The sequence below is a fragment of the Anaeromyxobacter oryzae genome (assembly GCF_023169945.1).
GTDB classification, from domain to species: domain Bacteria; phylum Myxococcota; class Myxococcia; order Myxococcales; family Anaeromyxobacteraceae; genus Anaeromyxobacter; species Anaeromyxobacter oryzae.
The window spans coordinates 1,794,580-1,812,561 of record NZ_AP025591.1; the positions used below are offsets into that span (position 1 = coordinate 1,794,580).

Annotated in this window: 15 protein-coding genes; 11 read left to right on the top strand and 4 right to left on the bottom strand. The window is 74.9% G+C overall.

Features of this window, described 5'->3' with window-relative positions; genetic code table 11:
- Nucleotides 1-29: 29 nt before the first annotated feature.
- Genes AMOR_RS07885 through AMOR_RS07910 form a run of 6 tightly spaced genes read left to right on the top strand, consistent with a single transcriptional unit; the run spans nt 30 to nt 7,407 of the window.
- Nucleotides 30-2,108: a proton-conducting transporter transmembrane domain-containing protein gene (locus tag AMOR_RS07885; protein ID WP_248360258.1), complete on the top strand. Its 2,079-nt coding sequence runs from the start codon at nt 30-32 to the stop codon at nt 2,106-2,108.
- Nucleotides 2,105-3,013, top strand: a complete 909-nt coding sequence (locus AMOR_RS07890) for a respiratory chain complex I subunit 1 family protein (protein WP_248360259.1) — start codon at nt 2,105-2,107, stop codon at nt 3,011-3,013. The genes AMOR_RS07885 and AMOR_RS07890 overlap by 4 nt, the downstream gene beginning before the upstream one ends.
- A 4-nt stretch (nt 3,014-3,017) precedes the next feature.
- Nucleotides 3,018-3,665, top strand: a complete 648-nt coding sequence (locus AMOR_RS07895) for an NADH-quinone oxidoreductase subunit K (RefSeq protein ID WP_248360260.1) — start codon at nt 3,018-3,020, stop codon at nt 3,663-3,665.
- A 3-nt stretch (nt 3,666-3,668) separates the two neighbouring features.
- Complete coding sequence (locus tag AMOR_RS07900) at nt 3,669-5,099, top strand: complex I subunit 5 family protein (RefSeq protein WP_248360261.1); 1,431 nt, start codon at nt 3,669-3,671, stop codon at nt 5,097-5,099.
- Complete coding sequence (locus tag AMOR_RS07905) at nt 5,096-6,607, top strand: hydrogenase large subunit (RefSeq protein WP_248360262.1); 1,512 nt, start codon at nt 5,096-5,098, stop codon at nt 6,605-6,607. The genes AMOR_RS07900 and AMOR_RS07905 overlap by 4 nt, the downstream gene beginning before the upstream one ends.
- Nucleotides 6,604-7,407, top strand: a complete 804-nt coding sequence (locus AMOR_RS07910) for an NADH-quinone oxidoreductase subunit B family protein (protein WP_248360263.1) — start codon at nt 6,604-6,606, stop codon at nt 7,405-7,407. The genes AMOR_RS07905 and AMOR_RS07910 overlap by 4 nt, the downstream gene beginning before the upstream one ends.
- A 260-nt stretch (nt 7,408-7,667) precedes the next feature.
- Here the strand turns inward: AMOR_RS07910 and AMOR_RS07915 are convergent, their stop codons facing one another.
- Both AMOR_RS07915 and AMOR_RS07920 read right to left on the bottom strand, forming a co-directional pair.
- Nucleotides 7,668-8,006 (bottom strand): PspC domain-containing protein, encoded by a 339-nt coding sequence (locus AMOR_RS07915; protein ID WP_248360264.1) that lies wholly within the window; start codon nt 8,004-8,006, stop codon nt 7,668-7,670.
- A 45-nt stretch (nt 8,007-8,051) separates the two neighbouring features.
- On the bottom strand, nt 8,052-8,687 hold the full coding sequence (locus tag AMOR_RS07920) for a class I SAM-dependent methyltransferase (protein WP_248360265.1): 636 nt from the start codon (nt 8,685-8,687) through the stop codon (nt 8,052-8,054).
- A gap of 335 nt (nt 8,688-9,022) precedes the next feature.
- On the opposite strand from AMOR_RS07920, the gene AMOR_RS07925 reads away from it, so the two are divergent.
- The 3 genes from AMOR_RS07925 to AMOR_RS07935 all read left to right on the top strand — a co-directional run bounded on the left by AMOR_RS07925 (nt 9,023) and on the right by AMOR_RS07935 (nt 10,942).
- The gene (locus AMOR_RS07925) at nt 9,023-9,862 is read left to right on the top strand and encodes a metallophosphoesterase family protein (RefSeq protein ID WP_248360266.1); all 840 of its coding nucleotides are present in this window, start codon (nt 9,023-9,025) and stop codon (nt 9,860-9,862) included.
- A gap of 66 nt (nt 9,863-9,928) precedes the next feature.
- Nucleotides 9,929-10,426 carry a GNAT family N-acetyltransferase gene (locus AMOR_RS07930; protein WP_248360267.1) on the top strand — a complete coding sequence of 166 codons (498 nt, stop codon included), beginning with the start codon at nt 9,929-9,931 and terminating at the stop codon, nt 10,424-10,426.
- 27 nt (nt 10,427-10,453) lie between these two features.
- Nucleotides 10,454-10,942 (top strand): hypothetical protein, encoded by a 489-nt coding sequence (locus AMOR_RS07935; protein WP_248360268.1) that lies wholly within the window; start codon nt 10,454-10,456, stop codon nt 10,940-10,942.
- On the opposite strand, the gene AMOR_RS07940 is transcribed toward AMOR_RS07935, so the two are convergent.
- Nucleotides 10,939-12,414, bottom strand: a complete 1,476-nt coding sequence (locus AMOR_RS07940) for a nicotinate phosphoribosyltransferase (protein WP_248360269.1) — start codon at nt 12,412-12,414, stop codon at nt 10,939-10,941. The genes AMOR_RS07935 and AMOR_RS07940 overlap by 4 nt on opposite strands.
- A gap of 104 nt (nt 12,415-12,518) precedes the next feature.
- Here AMOR_RS07940 and AMOR_RS07945 point away from each other — a divergent pair, with 104 nt between their 5' ends.
- Both AMOR_RS07945 and AMOR_RS07950 read left to right on the top strand, forming a co-directional pair.
- Nucleotides 12,519-15,359, top strand: a complete 2,841-nt coding sequence (locus AMOR_RS07945; protein WP_248360270.1) for an aconitate hydratase — start codon at nt 12,519-12,521, stop codon at nt 15,357-15,359.
- Between the two features lie 49 nt (nt 15,360-15,408).
- Complete coding sequence (locus AMOR_RS07950; RefSeq protein ID WP_248360271.1) at nt 15,409-15,717, top strand: hypothetical protein; 309 nt, start codon at nt 15,409-15,411, stop codon at nt 15,715-15,717.
- 82 nt (nt 15,718-15,799) lie between these two features.
- On the opposite strand, the gene AMOR_RS07955 is transcribed toward AMOR_RS07950, so the two are convergent.
- Entirely contained in the window at nt 15,800-17,974 is a 2,175-nt protein-coding gene (locus AMOR_RS07955; RefSeq protein ID WP_248360272.1) for a hybrid sensor histidine kinase/response regulator, read from the bottom strand.
- Between the last annotated feature and the right edge of the window lie 8 nt (nt 17,975-17,982).

Here is a 17,982-nt window from a genome sequence, read left to right on the forward strand (position 1 = left end):
ACCGGTCACAACCCGATCCCCGAGGGAACGTGCCCCTCCGGCGCGAGCTGGAGTACCCTGCTCGGAGCACGTCGCACCTGCTCCCGGTCCTGCGGTCGCCCATGATCCTGGCCCTGGTCACCGCCGCCATCCTCCTCACCGCCTCGAGCGGCGCGCTCGCGCTGCCCTTCCGGCGGACCCCGGCGCGCGCACAGCGCGTGGCGTGTGCCGCGATGTGCGCGGGGGCCGTCCTCGGGGTGACCGGCGCGGTGCTGGCGCTCCGCGCGCCGGCGCCGCCCGCCCTCGCCCTGCCGTGGGCCGCGCCCGGCGGCACGTTCGCGCTGCGGCTCGACGGCCTCTCCGCGCTGTTCCTCCTGCCGGTGCTCGTCGTCCCGGCGCTCGGGTCCATCTACGGCCTCGCCTACTTCCCCCAGGCGCGCCTCGGCGGGAAGGCGGTGCGGCTCCAGATCTTCTACGGCCTCGTCACCGGCGCGATGGCCCTCGTCGTCGCCGCCGCGAACGCGATCCTCTTCCTCGCCGCGTGGGAGGTGATGGCGCTCTGCGGGTTCTTCCTCGTCCTCACGGATCACGAGGTGCCCGAGACGCAGCGCGCGGCGTTCGTGTACCTCGCCTCGGCGCACGCCGGGAACCTCGCCCTGTTCGCGGCGTTCGCGCTGCTCGGGAAGCTCGCCGGGACCCTGGACTTCGCAGGGATGGGCGGGCTCGCGGCGCACGGCGGCCTCGCCACCGCGGTGTTCGTCCTCGCGCTCGGCGGGTTCGGCCTCAAGGCGGGCCTGCTCCCGCTCCACTTCTGGCTGCCGGGCGCCCACGCCGCGGCGCCGAGCCACGTCTCCGCGCTCATGTCCGGCGTCCTCCTCAAGACCGGCATCTACGGGATCCTGCGCGTGACCGGCTTCTTCGACGGGCCGCCGGTGGCGTGGGGCACGCTCGTGCTCCTCGGCGGCGCCGTCTCGGCGGTGCTGGGCGTCGCCTTCGCGCTGGCGCAGCACGACGTGAAGCGGCTGCTCGCGTACCACTCGGTGGAGAACATCGGGATCATCGCCATGGGCATCGGGCTCGCGCTCCTCGGGCGTGCCCTCGGCGATCCCGCGCTCGTGTTCCTCGGGTTCGCGGCCGCCGTGCTCCACGTCGTGAACCACGCCACCTTCAAGGCGCTCCTCTTCCTCGGGGCGGGCGCCGTCATCCACGCCACCGGCACGCGCGAGATCGACCACCTCGGCGGCCTCGCGCGGGCGATGCCCCGGACGGCGGCGCTCTTCCTCGTGGGCGCCGCCGCGATCAGCGGGCTGCCGCCGCTGAACGGGTTCGCGTCGGAGTGGCTCGTGTACGTCGCGTCGGTCCGGACCGCGCTCCACGGCGGCCCCGTCCCCCAGCCGCACTTCGCGGTCCTCGGCGCGCCGGTGCTGGCCTTCGTCGGCGGCCTGGCCGCGGCGTGCTTCGCGAAGGTGTTCGGGGCGGTGTTCCTCGGCCACGCGCGGTCGCCTCACGCCGGCGGCGCGCACGAGGCGCCGGCGCCGATGCTCGTCCCCATGGCGGTCCTCGCCGGCGTCTGCGTCGTCATCGGCGTCGCGCCCGCCGCGCTCCTCCCCGCGCTCGCGAAGGCCGCCGCCCAGTGGTCGGGGGTGGCGCCCGCCGCGCTCGCCGGGCCGGCGGCCGAGGCCGGCGCGTCCGCGATGCGGGTGAGCGCCGTCGCCGCCGCGCTCGTCGGGGCGGTGCTCCTCCTCGCGCTCCTCCGGCGCGCCCGCCTCCGCGCGCCCCAGCCCGAGGCGGAGACGTGGGGCTGCGGCTACGCCCGGCCCACCGCCCGGATGCAGTACACCGGCTCGTCGTTCGCCGAGATGCTCGTCCTGCGCTTCGGCTGGGTCTTCTTCCCGCGGGCGCGGGTCGAGCCGCCGCGCGGCGTGTTCCCGCGGCGCGCCTCCTTCTCCTCGTCGGTACCGGACACGGTGCTCGACGTCGCGATCACGCCCGCCACGTCCTGGATCGGCCGCCTGGCCGCGCGGGCGCGGAGCCCGCTGCTCGGGTCGGTGCAGGTGCAGGCGCTGCTGCTCGTCACCGGGGTGATCGTGCTCCTCGGGTGGCTCGCGCTCGCGGGAGGCGCGCCGTGATCCGGTCCGCGATCTCCTTCGCCGCCTTCCTCCTGCTCTCGCCGCTGCTGCTCGGCGTCGTGACCCGGGTGAAGGCGATCTTCGCGGGCCGCACCGGGGCGCCGCTCCTGCAGCCGTACCACGACCTCCGCCGGCTCCTCGGGAAGGGCGCCGTCTACAGCCGCACGACGACGTGGGTCTTCCGGGCCGGCCCGGTGGTCGGCCTCGCCGCGGTCCTCTGCGCCGGGCTCCTCCTGTCCTTCGGCGGCGCGCCGGCGCTGCTCGCGTTCCCGGGCGACTTCGTCCTCTTCGCGTACCTGCTCGGCCTCGGCCGGTTCGCGACCGCCCTCGCGGCGCTCGACACCGGGTCGTCGTTCGAGGGGATGGGCGCGGCGCGGGAGGTCACCTTCGCGTCGTACGCCGAGCCCGCGCTGTTCCTGTGCCTCGTGGTCCTGGCGAGCGCGACCGGCTCGCTGTCGCTCACGGGGATGCTCGGCGACGCGCTCCCCGACGTGTGGCACGGCCAGGGCCCGACGCTGCTCCTCGCCGCGGTGGCGCTGTTCGGCGTCGCGCTCGCGGAGAACGCGCGCATCCCCTTCGACGACCCGACCACGCACCTCGAGCTCACGATGATCCACGAGGTGATGGTCCTCGATCACTCCGGCCCGGACCTCGCGCTCATCCAGTACGGCGCCTCGCTGAAGCTCTTCCTCCTCGGTGCCCTCGTCGTGCGTCTCGGGCTCGGGCTGCCGCTCGCTTCGCCGGAGGCGTCGCTCGCCGCGTTCCTCGCCGGGATGCTCGCCTTCGCGGTCGTGGTCGGCGCCGTCGAGTCCACCATGGCGCGCCTCCGGCTGACCCGCGTCCCCCAGTTCCTCGTCGCCTCCTCCGTGCTGTCGCTGCTCGCCCTCGTCCTGCTGCTCCGGTGACCGGATGACGTCCTGGACCGCCCTCCTCTTCGTGCTCGTGGTGGTGCTGGACCTGGTCGTCCTCGCCTCGAGCCGCCTGCGCGGGGCGATCCGGAGCGTCGCCTTCCAGGGCGCGCTGCTGTCGCTCCTGCCCGTGGTGCTCGCCACCGGCGCGCACCAGACGGTCCACGTCGTTGCGCTCGCGGCGGGCGCGCTCGTGGTGAAGGGCGTCGTCATCCCGGGGCTGATGCTCTGGGCGATGCGCGAGGCGGCGATCCGCCGGGAGCAGGAGCCCATCGTCGGGTTCGGGCCGTCCATGGTCCTCGGCGCCATCGGGATCGTGGCTGCCTTCGTCTTCTCCGGCGCGGTGCCGCTGCCCATCCCGGAGAAGCACCCGCTGCTCGTCCCCACCTCCCTCTCCACCGTGTGGACCGGGCTCCTCCTCGTCGTCACCCGCCGCAAGGCGGTCGCCCAGGTGCTCGGGTTCCTGGTGCTCGAGAACGGCGTGTTCGTCTTCGGCGTGCTGCTCTCGGACTTCATGCCGGTGATGGTCGAGGCGGGCGTGCTGCTCGACCTCTTCGCCGCGGTGTTCGTGATGGGGATCGTGATCTTCCACATCAACCGGGAGTTCTCGTCGCTCGACACCCGGAAGCTGTCGAGCCTGAGGGACTGACGCGTGCTCCTCCTCGTCCTCGTGCCGCTCGCCCTCGCGGCCGTCGCCTTCGCCCTCCCCGCGGGACGGCGGAGACCGCGCGTGCTGCTCGCCGGCGCGATCGTCCACGCGGCGGGGGTCGCCGCGCTCTGGGTTCTTCGCCCGGCGCCCGCGCTCGGCGGCTGGCTCGCGGTGGACGCCGCCGGCCTCCTCGCGCTGACGACCGCGAGCGCGGTGTTCCTCGTCTGCGCCGTCTACGTGCAGGGCTACCTCGCCGCGCACCCGGAGCGCGACGACCGCGTGTTCGTGTCGAGCCTCCTCGTCCTGCTCGCGGCGATGACGGCGGTGTCCCTCGCCCAGCACCTCGGGCTGCTCTGGGTGGTGATCGAGGTCACCACCCTCTCCACCGCGCCTCTCATCTACTTCAAGCACGACGCCCGCTCGCTCGAGGCCACCTGGAAGTACCTCATGGTCTGCTCGATCGGCATCGCGCTCGCGCTCCTCGGCACCTTCCTCCTCGCCGTCGCGTCGGCGGGGCCGGGCGGGCCCCGGTCGCTGCTCGTGGCCGACCTCGTCGCCGCCGCCCCCGCGCTCTCGCGGCCGTGGGTGCGCGGGGCGTTCGTGTTCCTCCTCGCCGGCTACGGCACGAAGATGGGGCTCGCGCCCTTCCACGCCTGGAAGCCGGACGCGTACGGCGAGGCCCCGGGCGTGCTCGGCGCGCTCCTCTCCGGCGGCGTGACGAACCTCGCCTTCCTCGCGCTCGTGCGCGTCCTCACGGTGTGCCACGCCGCGGGCGAGGGCGCCTTCGCGCGCGGGGCCCTCCTCGGCGTGGGGCTCCTGTCGATGGCCGTCGCCGCGATCTTCATCGTCGGGCAGCGCGACGTGAAGCGGCTGCTCGCGTACTCGAGCGTGGAGCACATGGGCATCCTCGCGCTCGGCGTGGGGCTCGGCGGCGCCGCCAGCTCCGGCGCGTTCTTCCACATGGTGAACAACGGCCTCACGAAGGGCGTCCTGTTCCTCACCGCCGGCAACATCCAGCGGGCCTTCGGCTCGAAGCACGTCGACCACCTCCGGGGCGCCGCGCGCCTCCTCCCCCTCTCGGGTCCGCTCTTCCTCGCGGGGTTCCTGGCCGTCACCGGCTCCCCGCCCTTCTCGCCGTTCTTCAGCGAGTTCGCGATCCTCTCCGGCGCGCTCCAGGACGGCCGCTTCCTCGTCTCCGCCGCGTACCTCCTGCTCCTCGCGGTGATCTTCGTGGCGATGGGCGTGACGGTGCTCCGGGTGGTGCAGGGCGACCCCGGCGACGTCGAGGTCCGCCCCGAGTTCCGCGACGCGGCGCTCACCGCGGGACCGCCGCTCGCGCTCATGCTCGTCGTCCTCGCCCTCGGGCTGTTCGTGCCGCGCGGGCTCCTCGCCCTCTTCGACGCCGCCGCCGCTGCGGTGGGGGGCCGATCGTGAGCCGCGTCCTCGTCGCCCGGAACGCCGAGGCGGTGCCGGCGGACGACGTGCCGCGGCTGCCGCTCGCGGCCTTCCAGGGGATCGTCGCGGACGCGCTCACCGCCGGCGGCCGCGTGGTCGCCTACTTCGGCGAGCCGGCCGCGGACGGCGTCACGGTCACCGCCGCGCTCGCGAACGACCGCGAGCACGTCGTCGGGCTGCTCTCGACGTCGATGCCGCCCGCCGTCCCCTCGCTCGCGGAGGAGTGCCCGGCGCTCCAGCTCTTCGAGCGCGAGCTCGCGGAGCAGCACGGCGTCGTGCCCGTCGGCCACCCCTGGCCGAAGCCGGTGCGCTTCGAGCCGCCGCGCCCGGGCGAGGGCGCCGCGGGCCGCCCCGGTCCGGCCGAGACGATCCCGGGCGCCTACCCGTTCTTCGCGGTGGCCGGCGAGGAGGTGCACGAGGTCGCGGTCGGCCCGGTGCACGCGGGCATCATCGAGCCCGGCCACTTCCGGTTCCAGTGCCACGGCGAGAACGTCTTCCACCTCGAGATCGTCCTCGGGTACCAGCACCGCGGCGTGGAGCGCCTCCTCGAGGGCGGCCCCGACCGCCGCACCGTCGCGCTCGTCGAGTCCATCGCGGGCGACACGACCGTCGGTCACGCCCTCGCCCACGCGCGGGCGCTCGAGGCGCTCTGCGGGATCGAGGCGCCGCCGCGGGCCGTCGCGCTCCGCGCCGTCGCCCTCGAGCTCGAGCGGCTCGCGAACCACGTGGGCGACCTCGGCGCGCTCGCGACCGACATCGGGTTCCTCCCCACGGCGAGCTACTGCGGCGCGCTCCGCGCCGAGTTCCTGAACGCGGTCGCCGAGATCTGCGGGAACCGCTTCGGCCGCGGGCTCGTCGTCCCGGGCGGCGTCCGGTTCGACCTGCCCGACGGCGCGGCGGCCCGCCTCGCCGGCCGCGTCGCGCACGCCTGGGAGAAGGCCGCGGCCGCGGCCCGCCTCTTCTTCCGGGCCGCGTCGGTGCGCAACCGGACCGACGGCACCGGCGTCGTCACCACCGCGGTCGCGCGGGAGCTCGGGCTCGTCGGCCCCGCCGGCCGCGCGAGCGGGCTCGCCGTCGACGTGCGCGCCACGCACCCCTTCGCGCCGTACGAGACGACGCCCATCCCGATCGTCACGCACGAGGGCGGGGACGTCTCGGCCCGGGCGCGCGTGCGCCGGAAGGAGGCGGAGCACTCGGCGGCCTTCGTCGTGGCGGCGCTCTCGACGCTGCCCCTCGGGCCCGTGCGGACGGACGTTCCCGCGCCGCGGCCGGACCGCCTCGCCGTGTCGCTCGTCGAGGGCTGGCGCGGCGAGATCTGCCACGCGGTGCGGACCGGCCCGGACGGCCGCTTCGCCCGCTACCAGATCGTGGACCCCTCGTTCCACAACTGGATGGGGCTCCAGCTCGCGCTCCGCGGCCAGCAGATCAGCGACTTCCCGCTCTGCAACAAGAGCTTCAACCTCTCCTACTGTGGGCACGACCTGTGATCGGGATCCTCCGCACCCGGCTCCGCCTCGGCCGACAGACGATCGCGTACCCGAACGGCCCGGCCCGCTTCCCGGCGCGCTTCCGCGGCCGCCCCGCGCTCGACGCGGGCCGGTGCGAGGCCGGGTGCGCGGAGTGCGCCGCGGCGTGCCCGACGGAGGCCGTCCTCGGCGCCGGCACGAAGGACCTCGCGATCGACCTCGGCGCCTGCCTCTACTGCGGGCGGTGCGAGGAGGCCTGCTCCGGCGGCGCGATCCGGTTCACGCGCGACTACCGCCTCGCGATGCGCTCGCGGTCCGAGCTGGTCGCGCGCGGGGACGAGCCGCGGCTCGCGCGCGCGCTCGACGGGCGCATGAGGCGGCTCTTCGGCCGCTCGCTCAAGCTCCGGCAGGTGTCCGCGGGCGGATGCAACGGCTGCGAGGCGGAGCTCAACGCCGCCGGCAACGTGCAGTTCGACCTCGGCCGCTTCGGCATCCAGTTCGTCGCCTCTCCGCGCCACGCCGACGGCATCGTCGTCACCGGCCCCGTCTCGGAGAACATGCGCGCCGCGCTGCGCGCGACCTGGGAGGCGACGCCCGCTCCCCGGCTCGTCATCGCGGTCGGGGCCTGCGCGATCTCCGGCGGCCCGTTCCGGGGGAGCCCGGCCTGCCACGACGGCATTGCGGGCGGGCTGCCGGACGTCCCGGTGGATCTGTGGATCCCCGGCTGCCCGCCGCACCCGGTGACCGTGCTCGACGGGCTGCTCCGGTTGCTTGGGCGGATCGAGGGGGATGGGCCGGGGGTCGAGGTCACGCAGCTCTGACGGGGACGCCTTCGTTCCCGTGCCCCGTGCCCGTACACGTGCCCGGCTTCTCCGTGGCCGTGGCCCGCCCTCCCGTGGCCCGTGGCCCTACGATCCGTGATCCGACGACCCGTGGCCTGGCTCGACGCGAGCGCGCCGTCGTCTGCCGGGCACGGTCCAGGGTCCACGGGCCACGGGAATCGGGTGACGGGCACGGGGTCGGGCACGTGTACGGGCACGGTCACGGTGGGTGTTGGTGCCCTGGATGGCGGCCGTACCCCTCACGCCTGCGTCACCGGCGGCGAGGCCCGCGTCTCCGGCGGCCGCTCGATCGCCGCGGGCGGGAGCAGCAGCGGCTCGAGCGGCATCGCGATCCAGAGCGCGACGTAGACCAGCAGCCCCCAGCCGCCGACCGCGATCGAGAGCAGGAACGCGAGCCGCACCGCCGCGATGGGGAGCCCGAAGCGGTTCGCGAGCCCGCGGCAGACTCCGCCGATGAGCCGCCCCTGCCGGGCGCGGGTCCACTCCCGCGCGGGCGGGCGCTCGACCATCCAGCTGGTGCAGGCGGCGCAGCGGGTCGCGCCATCGGCGTTCTCGGTGCGGCAGTACGGGCAGAGCATCCTCGTGTGACCTCCTCGAGGAGCCTTACGTAACCGAGCCGCGGGCTATTTCGCCGGGACCTCGCGGCCGAAGATCCCCACCCAGAAGCTCTTGCCGAACGGGAGCGGGACCGTCCTCTGCCGCCGGAGCGGGATCCGGTAGGTCTCGAACAGCCGGACGAGCTCGTCCGGCGGCACGAGCTTCATCGCCTTCTCGATGATCCGCATCGCCTTCGAGGGCGCCTCGGGCCCCGCGCCGCCGGGGAGCTGCAGCACGACGGAGCAGGTGCCACCGTCCGCGAGCCACTCGGCGATCTTCCGGACGAGCACCTCCGGGTAGAGGTACTCGAAGACGAGCGCCGCGTGGACGAGATCGAAGCTCCCGGGCGCGCCGCGCCACGCCGACGCCTCGCTGCAGAAGAGCTCGAGCTTCGGCCCGAGGTGGAAGAAGCGCTGCCGCGCGATCCCGAGGTATTGCAGATTGACGTCGACGCCGACGATCCGGTGGGTCACCGAGGGATCGACGTGCTCGAGCCCGTTGCCCGTGGCGCAGCCGAGGAGGAGCACGCGGTCCGGCTGCGTCGCGAGGTAGACCTCCTGGAAGATCTGCGCGAGCGGCGCGAGCTGGTTCACGCCGTCCGGCCCCATGTGCCGCTCGTAGTCGGCGGCGGGCACGACGGTCCAGGGGTTCGGGGTGCTCATGTCTTCCAAGCCTACTCGAATCCGCGCGCGCGCACCGCGTCCGGCGCGTGTCCCACCCGCGCCTACCAGGCCCGTGACGGCGCCCTCAGCGCCGCCCCGCGACCGCGACGAGCGCGAGCCCCTCGAGGAGCAGGTGCGCCGCGAGCGTGGCGGTCGAATCGCCCCGACGGATCCGCGACGGGCGCCCTGCGCCGACGCGTCACGGAACGTTCGCGGGGCGTCCCCGCGCCCGTCACGTTCGCGGGGTGACATGCCGGCGCGCGCCGGGACGACGGGAGCCCGCACGAGCAGTTGCTCCGCGGCGGCGCGGGCCTTTCCTTCGAGGGACGCGCCGCGTGTGGCTCCTCGCGGCGGACACGACGGTGGTGGATCGGAGGATCCGGATGCTCCTCGCGCACGTGTCGGACCTGCACCTCGGCCGCGATCGGCGGACCGACGACGCCGCCCGGCGGCTCGCGGCCGCGCTCCACGAGGGCAGGGTCGCCACGGCCCTGGTCACCGGCGACGTGACGCACCGGGGACGCCTCGACGAGCTCGCGCGCTTCGAGGAGATCTTCCGGCCCCTGCTCGACGCCGGCCGGCTGATCGTCGTCCCGGGCAACCACGACCGGCTGGGCGACGACGTCGCCGGCCGGCTCATGTCCGGCGCGCGCGTCGACGTCGCGAGCCGGCCCGGCCTGCACGCCGTCCGCCTCGACTCGACCGGGCCGCACAACCGCTCGCTCGTGGACTCTCACGGCCTCCTCACGGAGGACGACCTCGCCGAGGCCGTCGCGGCGCTCGACCGCGCGCCGGCGGGCGCGCTCCGCGTGCTGCTCCTCCACCACCACCTGCACCCGCTCCCGGAGGATCTCCTCGCGGAGCGGCTCGCGACCCTGCTCGGGTGGCCGTCCGCCGGCGAGCTGCCCTTAGGGGCGGCGCTGCTCGAGCGGCTCCGCGGGCGCTGCGACCTCGTGCTGCACGGGCACCGGCACGCGCCGTCGCAGCTCGTGCTCGATCGCGACGGCCCGCGCCCGCTGCGCGTCCTGAACGCGGGGAGCACCACCGAGCTCGGGCGCATGAGGCTGCTGGGCGCCCGGGCGGGCGCGGTCGTGCTCGACCGCTGGGTCGCGATCGACGGCGCCGCCGCAGCAGCGCTGGATCGCCGCCTCCGCGCGGACCGCGCCGCGGCGTAGCTCCCACCTCGCCCCACCGCGGCCGGCCGAGCGTCACCCGCCGCCGTCGTGCTAGCGTTCCGGGCGTTGCGCGTCCGGACCGTCGCCGCCGTCGATCTCGAGGCGAGCCTCGACCTCTTCGAGGCGGTGTGCGCGGAGGGGCGCTGGCTCGCCACCGAGGCGCCCATCGACCGCGCCGAGGTACGGCGGAGCTGGGAGGCGCTGCTCGCCGGCGGCGACGGCACGCTGCTCCTCGCGGAGGAGGCGCCCGGGGCGCCCCCGGCGGGCCTCGTCGCCCTCGTGGGCCGCGCCCGGCCGGAGCTCGGCATGCTCGTCGCGGCCGGCGCCCGCCGCCGCGGCGTCGGCGAGGCGCTGCTCCTCGGCGCGCTCGACTGGGCGCGCGCCGCCGGCGCCGCCGAGGTCGTGCTGCACGTGTTCCCGCACAACACCGCGGCCCTCGCGCTCTACCGGAAGCACGGGTTCGAGGACCGGGGGCTCGTGCGGCGCGCCTACCCGCGCCGGAGCGGCGAGCGGTGGGACGCGCACCGGATGGTGAAGCGGCTCGCTCCCGCGGCGCCGCGCTGATCGAACGTCGAGCCTCGAAGGGACCCCATGGAACGCTCCGCCCGCCTGCTCCTCGCCACCTCCCTCGCCGGCTTCGCCGCGGTCGTCGGGTTCGGCACGATCCGCGCGAGCCCCGCGCATCACCTCCTCGACACGCCGGAGGCGGTGAAGAGCTTCCAGGCGTTCCACGCCCACTTCGACGCCCTCGTCTGGCTGGGCGCGGCCGCGCTCGGGGCCGCCTTGAAGGTCCTCGCCGCGTCGTACCGGGGGCCGGCCTGGGCGCCCCGCGTCCTCGCGCCGGCGTACGCGCTCGGGGCGGTGGTCTTCTCGGTGTCGTACGCGGTGAAGGCCGTCGGCGAGCGGTTCGGGATGCGCGTCCTCGCGCGACCCATCGCGCCCGCCCTCGCGTCCGCCGGCGGGCTCGCGCTCCTCGCGGCGGCGGGCTGCGCCGCGGTGATCGCGTGGGGCGTCGCCCGTCCCGCCGCGGCCGGCGCACGGGCGGGGTTCGCGCTCGACTCCGTCGACCCGCCGCGCTAGCGCGGGGCCCCGCGCGCCTCGAGGACGAGCTGCGTGCGGAGGTCGTACAGGCGGCGCTCGAGCCCCACCGGGAACTGGTGCGGGTTCACGAAGCGCTTCACGCCGGCGTGGAACCCGGCGAGCTGGGCCGCCGTCCGGGCACGGATCGCGTCGAGCGGCGGCGGGTCGTAGACGCGCCTGCCGCGCCGGAACACCGGCACGAGCAGGTCCTCGCCCGGGGTGTCCGCCGGGATCTCGCGGCGGCGCGTCGGGTCGAGGGGATCGACGATCATCGCGGACGCGGGCAGCCCGAGGAGCTCGTCGTGGATCACGTCCGCGAGGAACCCGCGTGCCGCGGCGAAGCGGCGGACCTGGAGCAGCCCGGGGATCGTCGTCTTCGCCGCCTGCTCCGACACCTTCACCCGGTGCTGCCACGGCGCAGCCCGCGACGCCCGCACGGCGCCGAGCTTGTACACGCCGCCGAGCGCGCCGTCGCCCTGCCCCGTGACGAGGCGGGTCCCGACGCCCCAGGCCGCGACGCGGGCGCCCTGATCCTTGAGGCTCTGGATGATCGTCTCGTCGAGCTCGTTGGACGCGTAGATCACCGCGTCCTGGAAGCCGGCGGCGTCGAGCATCCGCCGGGCCTCGATGGACAGCCAGGCGAGGTCGCCCGAGTCGAGGCGGATCCCGAGGAGGCGGTGCCCGGTCTCGCGGAGCCGGCGCCCCGCGTCGATCGCCCGGCGGACGCCCTCGAGCGTGTCGTAGGTGTCCACGAGGAAGACGCAGTTCGCCGGGAGCGCCCGCGCGTACGCCTCGAACGCCTCCGCCTCTCCGTCGTGGAGCATCACCCAGGAGTGCGCGTGCGTGCCGCGCACCGGGATGCCGTAGAGCCGGCCGGCGAGCGTGTTCGAGGTCGCGGCGCAGCCGCCGAGGTAGGCCGCGCGGCTCGCGGCGAGCCCGCCGTCGATCCCCTGCGCGCGCCGGAGCCCGAACTCGAGCACCGGGTCGCCGTGCGCCGCCAGGCAGACGCGCGCCGCCTTCGTCGCCACGAGCGTCTGGAAGTTCACGACGGTGAGGAGCGCCGTCTCGAGGAGCATGCAGGGGATCACCGGCCCGCTCACCCGCACGAGCGGCTCCTGCGGGAATACCACGGTGCCCTCGGGGACCGCGTCGACGTCGACGTCGACCTCGAGCCCGCGGAGCGCCTCGAGGAAGCCGCGGTCGAACAGCACCGCGCCGTCCGCGCCCCGCTGCTCGGCGAGGAAGGCGAGGTCCTCCTCGTCGAGGCGGAGGTGCTGCACGAGATCCATCGCGTGCTCGAGGCCCGCCGCTATGCTGAACCCACCGTGAAACGGGTTCTGCCGGAACGACAGCGTGAAGCACGCCTCCCTGCCGGCGATCCCGCTCTTCCACGCGGCGTACGCCATCGTCAGCTCGTAGAAGTCGGTGAGGAGGGCGAGCGACGGGCGGTAGAGCTGCGATGGGACGGGCATGCGACCTCCTGTCGCGCGCGATCTTCATACCTCGGCACCCGTTCCGCCGCTTGCCTCACCGGGCGCCGCTCGTAACAAGAGACCGCGAGGAACAGGTCGAAACCATGAACGATCCGCTCGGCGTCGTCACCCCCTTCGAGCCCGCCCCCGGCAAGCCGGGCACGCTCGTCTCCCTGCCCGCCCTCGAGAAGAAGGGCTTCGGGCCGGTCTCGCGGCTCCCCGTGTCGCTGCGGATCGTCCTCGAGTCCGTGACGCGGAACGTGGACGGCAAGCGAGTCACCGAGGACGACGTCCGCGCGCTCGCCGGATGGCAGCCGCGCGGCGACCGGAGCCGCGAGGTGCCGTTCGTCCTCGCGCGCGTGCTCCTCCAGGACTTCACGGGCGTACCGCTCCTCGTCGATCTCGCCGCGATGCGCGCGGCGGTGGCGCGGCTGCGCAAGGACCCGCTCGCCGTCGAGCCGGTCGTGCCGGTCGACCTCGTGATCGACCACTCGGTGCAGGTGGACGCCTTCGGGAGCCCGGACGCGCTCCGGTACAACATGGACCGGGAGATGGACCGGAACCTCCCCCGCTACGAGTTCCTGAAGTGGGGGACGCAGGCGTTCCAGGCGCTCCGCATCGTCCCGCCCGGCGTCGGCATCTGCCACCAGGTGAACCTCGAGTACCTCGCCCGCGGCGTGCTCGAGAAGGACGGGCTCTCCTACCCGGACTCGCTCGTCGGCACCGACTCGCACACCACGATGATCGCGGGGCTCGGGGTGCTGGGCTGGGGCGTCGGCGGCATCGAGGCCGAGGCGGCGATGCTCGGCCAGCCGTACTACTTCGCGATGCCGGACGTGGTGGGCTTCCACCTCGTCGGCGCGCTGCGCGAGGGCGTCACGGCGACCGACCTCGTGCTGCGGATCACGGAGATCCTCCGGAAGACGAAGGTGGTCGGGAAGTTCGTCGAGTTCTTCGGCGAGGGCGCCGAGCGGCTCCCGGTCCCGGAGCGCGCGACGATCTCGAACATGTCGCCGGAGTTCGGCGCGACGGTCGGCTACTTCCCGTTCGACGCCCAGTCGATCCGGTACCTGACCCAGACCGGCCGCCCCGCCGCCCTGGTCGCCGCGACGGAGGCGTACCACCGCGCCCAGGGGCTGTTCGGGATGCCGCGGCCGGGCCAGGTGGACTACACCGACGTCGTCGAGCTCGACCTCGCGACGGTGCGTCCGAGCGTCGCCGGCCCGAAGCGGCCGCAGGACCGGATCGACCTCCCCGCGCTCAAGGAGGCGTTCCGGGACGTGTTCACCCGGGCGGACGCGACGGGCTACGGCAAGCCGCTCGCGGAGCTCGGCCAGCGCTGGCTGTTCCAGGACGGCGACGGGAAGCCGGTGCCGGGCGGCGGCCTGCAGGAGCCGGAGACGGCGCCGGACGGCGAGCGAAAGAACACGAGCACGCTCACCGAGTTCGAGATGATGAACAACCGCCCGACGCCGGATCCGGTGCGCACGGCCCCGCGGCGGCTCGAGGACCGGGACGTCGAGGTGGGCCACGGAGACGTGCTCATCGCGGCCATCACCTCCTGCACGAACACCTCGAACCCGAGCGTCATGCTCGCGGCGGGCCTCCTCGCGCGGAAGGCGGTGGCGAAGGGGCTGAAGATCCGCCCCACCGTGAAGACGTCGCTCGCGCCGGGGTCGCGCGTCGTCACGACCTACTTCCAGCGGACGGGGCTGCAGAAGGACCTCGACGCGCTCGGCTTCGAGACGGTCGGCTACGGCTGCACCACGTGCATCGGCAACTCCGGGCCGCTCGACGCCCGCATCGAGGAGGTCCTGAACGACCACGACGTCGTCGCGGCGTCGGTGCTCTCGGGCAACCGGAACTTCGAGGCGCGCGTCCACCAGTCGGTCCGCGCGAACTTCCTCATGAGCCCGCCGCTCGTGGTCGCCTTCGCCATCGCGGGACGCGTGGACGTGGACCTCGACCACGAGCCGCTCGGCAAGGGGGCCGACGGGAAGGACGTCTATCTCCGCGAGATCTGGCCCACGCTCGAGGAGGTCGAGGCGCTCCGCGAAGCGGCGGCGGATCCCGAGGAGTACCGGCGGAACTACGCGGACCTGGCGAAGGACCCGCGATGGAACGCCCTCCCGATCCGCGGCGGCAAGGTCTACGACTGGAACCCGGAGTCCACGTACATCCAGGAGCCGCCGTACTTCACGCCGTTCGCCCTCGGTCCCGGGGAGCCGCGCGACGTGACGGGCGCGCGAGCCCTCGCCGTCTTCGGCGACTCGGTCACGACGGACCACATCAGCCCGGCCGGAGCCATCAAGCCGTCCTCGCCCGCCGGCCTCTACCTCCAGTCGCTCGGCGTCGGCGTCGGCGACTTCAACACGTACGGCGCGCGGCGCGGCAACCACCACGTGATGGTCCGCGGCACCTTCGCGAACGTGCGGATCAAGAACCTCATGGTCCCGGGCGTCGAGGGCGGCGTCACGATCCACCAGCCTACCGGCCGGCGGCTCCCGATCCACGACGCCGCGCTCGAGTACGCGCGCGATGGCGTCCCGCTCTGCGTGATCGCCGGGCAGGAGTACGGCACCGGCTCCTCGCGCGACTGGGCGGCGAAGGGGCCGGCGCTCCTCGGCATCCGCTTCGTGGTCGCCCGCTCGTTCGAGCGGATCCACCGCTCGAACCTGGTCGGGATGGGCGTCCTCCCCTGCCAGCTCCCGGAGGGCGTGTCGGCCCAGACGCTCGGCCTCGACGGCAGCGAGACGTACGACCTCGTCGGCGTCTCCGGCGCGCTCCGCCCGCGGCAGGGCGCGCGGCTGGTCGTGCACCGGAAGGACGGGCGGCGGGAGGAGGTCCCGCTGACGGTCCGGATCGACACGCCGATCGAGGTCGAGTACTACCGGCACGGTGGGATCATGCCCTACGTGCTCCGCCAGATCGTGAGCCGGGCCTGACGGTCTCCTCACTTGCCGTGCGGGGCCCCGCCGGCATACAAGCGCGGGCATGACGACGCACGTCTACCTCGCGATCGCCGCGCTCGCCGGATCCGGCCTCCTCTTCTTCACCGCGCAGGGCCGGGCCCTGCCCGCGATCGCGCTCCTCGCGAGCGGGCTCGAGGTGGTGCAGGTGATGGGGTGGCTCCGGGTGGACGTCGCCGGCCTGAACCTCGGCCTTATCCTCGCGCTGCTGCTCGCGATCCCCGGCCTGGTCGCCTGGTTCCGCGCGGCCGGGAAGCCCGCGATCACCGCGGCGGCCATCGTCACGTTCATCGGGATCGTGCAGGTCGTCGAGCGCGTGCGGCTGCGTCACTGACGCGGGCGAGGCGAGCACGCCTGGGCGGGCCATCGCCCAGTGGTCGAGGGCGCTCGGCCGGGGGGCGCAGGCCCCGTGTAGATCAGTGCGCCGCGGCGGCGCCGCCCGCCCCGCGGCCGGGCGCACCCGGCACCGGCCGGAGCTCGCGCGCCGGCGCGATCACCTGCGGCTCGCGCCGCAGCAGCGCGGCGATGGTCGCGCGGAGCTCGTCCGGCTCCACCGGCTTCGCGACGTGCGCGTCGAACCCTGCGGCGAGCACCCGCCGCCGGTCCTCCGGACGGCCGAACGCGGTGAGCGCCAGCGACGGGACGGGGAGCTGCCCGAGGGCGCGCTCGATGCGCCGGAGCTCCTGCAGCATCGCGCAGCCGTCCTCGCCCGGCATCGCGATGTCCGAGACGAGCAGGTCCGGCTTCTCCAGCGCGGCCGCCGCGAGCGCCTCCCGCGCCGACGCGACGCCGGCCGGCCGCGCGCCCCACGACTGCAGGAGCTGCACGAGCAGCTCGCGCGCGTCCGCCTCGTCGTCCACGACCAGGATCCGCGCGCCGCCGAGCTGCGGGCGGTCGCGCCGGGGCGGCGGAGCGACCTCCGCCTGGCGTGGCGCCTGGGGCAGCATCACCCGGAAGGTGGCGCCGCGGCCCTCGCCTGCGCTCGCCACCTCCACGGCGCCGCCGTGCAGGACCACGAGCTCCCGCGTGAGCGCGAGCCCGAGCCCGAGGCCGCCGTGCCGCCGGCTGTCCGAGCCGTCCGCCTGGCGGAAGCGGTCGAAGACGTGCGGCAGGAACTCGGGCGGGATCCCCGCGCCCGAGTCCTCCACGGTGAGGACGACGTCGCCGCCGTCGGCCGCGACGCCCACCGCGACGCGCCCGCCGCCCGGCGTGAACTTCACGGCGTTCGTGAGGAGGTTCCACGCGATCTGCTGCACGCGCACGGGATCCCCGAGGACCGCCGGGACGGGAGCGGGGACGGCGCGAACGAGCGCGACGCCCTTCGCGTTCGCCGCGGGACGCACCGCCTCGACGGCGCGATCGACCGCCGCGACCGGATCGAGCTCCATCCGCTCGAGCTGGATGACGCCGCGGGCGATCCGCGACATGTCGAGCAGGTCCGACACGACCTGCGCGAGGGCCCGCCCGTTCCGATCGACCACCGCGAGGCCGCGCGCGAGCCGGGCCGGATCCGTGCCGCCGTCGCGCAGGAGCTGGGTCCAGCCGAGGATCGCGTTGAGCGGCGTCCGGAGCTCGTGGGAGAGCGTGTTCAGGAACTCGTCGCGCGCCCGGCTCGCCGACTCGGCGTGGCTGCGCGCCTCCTGCTCGCGCCGCAGCGCCTTCGCGAGCTCGTCCCGCGAGGCCTCGCGCTCGGACTGTGCGTGCAGCTTCGCCGCCTCGAGGCGGTCGAGCACCAGCGCGTCCCGGAGCACGAGGAGCACCAGCGCGAGCGTGAGCGCGACGACCACCAGCGACACCGCGAACGCGCTCTCCGACCTGGCCTGGTGCGCGGTGAGCGCGATCCAGCCCACCGCGATGGGGAGCGCGACGGCGTAGAGCAGCATCCGCCGGGCGATGGCGCTGCCGCCGCCCGCCGTCGCGAGGTTCGCGACGAAGCCGTCGCCGGGCCGCGCGAGGAGGATCCCGACGTCGAGGAGCAGGAGCGCGAGCGCGGTCGGGAACGCGACCGCCGACAGGAACGGGGCCGCGTACAGCGGGCGGACGTCGTAGGCGTACGCGACCAGGACGAGGAGCGGCAGCGGCGCCGCGGCGAGCGCGATCGTCTGGGCGGCCGGCGCGCCCCGCGGGCCCGCGGACAGGGCGAGCAGCGCCACCCCGCAGAGAAGCAGATCGAGCGCCGCCGGCGCGCCCATCCGGCCGGGGATCCCGGCGACGTTGGCGACCGGCGCGTCCGTAGGGAGCAGGGTCCGATCGAGGAGCAGATCCGCCCCGGTCAGGTGCTCGAGGAGCGTCACGGCCCCGAGCGCGGCGACGATCACCGCGAGCACCCGGGCGGTGTTGCGGGAGGCTCCATCCCTGCGGCACGCGAGGACCGTCGCCAGGGCCGCGAGGACGAGGCCGACGGCCGCGTTCGGCTGCGTCTCGAACCGCTGCCCGGCGGAGCGGAGCCACTCCAGCCGGAGCACCCACCCGCCGAGCGCGAGGAGGCCGACGAGACCGGCCGTGACCGCCGCGTTCCGCCCCACACGCGCCATCCGCGCGACCGCGCTGATGTCGCGAGGGGCCGCGGGGCTGAGGTTCGGCGCGTCCATCCGGGGGG

What these genes read in the sequence shown, in the direction of transcription:
- AMOR_RS07955 (WP_248360272.1), bottom strand. Translation starts at nt 17,974, where the DNA reads ATGGACGCGCCGAACCTCAGCCCCGCGGCCCCTCGCGACATCAGCGCG.
- AMOR_RS07950 (WP_248360271.1), top strand. Translation starts at nt 15,409, where the DNA reads ATGACGACGCACGTCTACCTCGCGATCGCCGCGCTCGCCGGATCCGGC.
- AMOR_RS07940 (WP_248360269.1), bottom strand. Translation starts at nt 12,414, where the DNA reads ATGCCCGTCCCATCGCAGCTCTACCGCCCGTCGCTCGCCCTCCTCACC.
- AMOR_RS07895 (WP_248360260.1), top strand. Translation starts at nt 3,018, where the DNA reads ATGACGTCCTGGACCGCCCTCCTCTTCGTGCTCGTGGTGGTGCTGGAC.
- AMOR_RS07920 (WP_248360265.1), bottom strand. Translation starts at nt 8,687, where the DNA reads ATGAGCACCCCGAACCCCTGGACCGTCGTGCCCGCCGCCGACTACGAG.
- AMOR_RS07915 (WP_248360264.1), bottom strand. Translation starts at nt 8,006, where the DNA reads ATGCTCTGCCCGTACTGCCGCACCGAGAACGCCGATGGCGCGACCCGC.
- AMOR_RS07945 (WP_248360270.1), top strand. Translation starts at nt 12,519, where the DNA reads ATGAACGATCCGCTCGGCGTCGTCACCCCCTTCGAGCCCGCCCCCGGC.
- AMOR_RS07935 (WP_248360268.1), top strand. Translation starts at nt 10,454, where the DNA reads ATGGAACGCTCCGCCCGCCTGCTCCTCGCCACCTCCCTCGCCGGCTTC.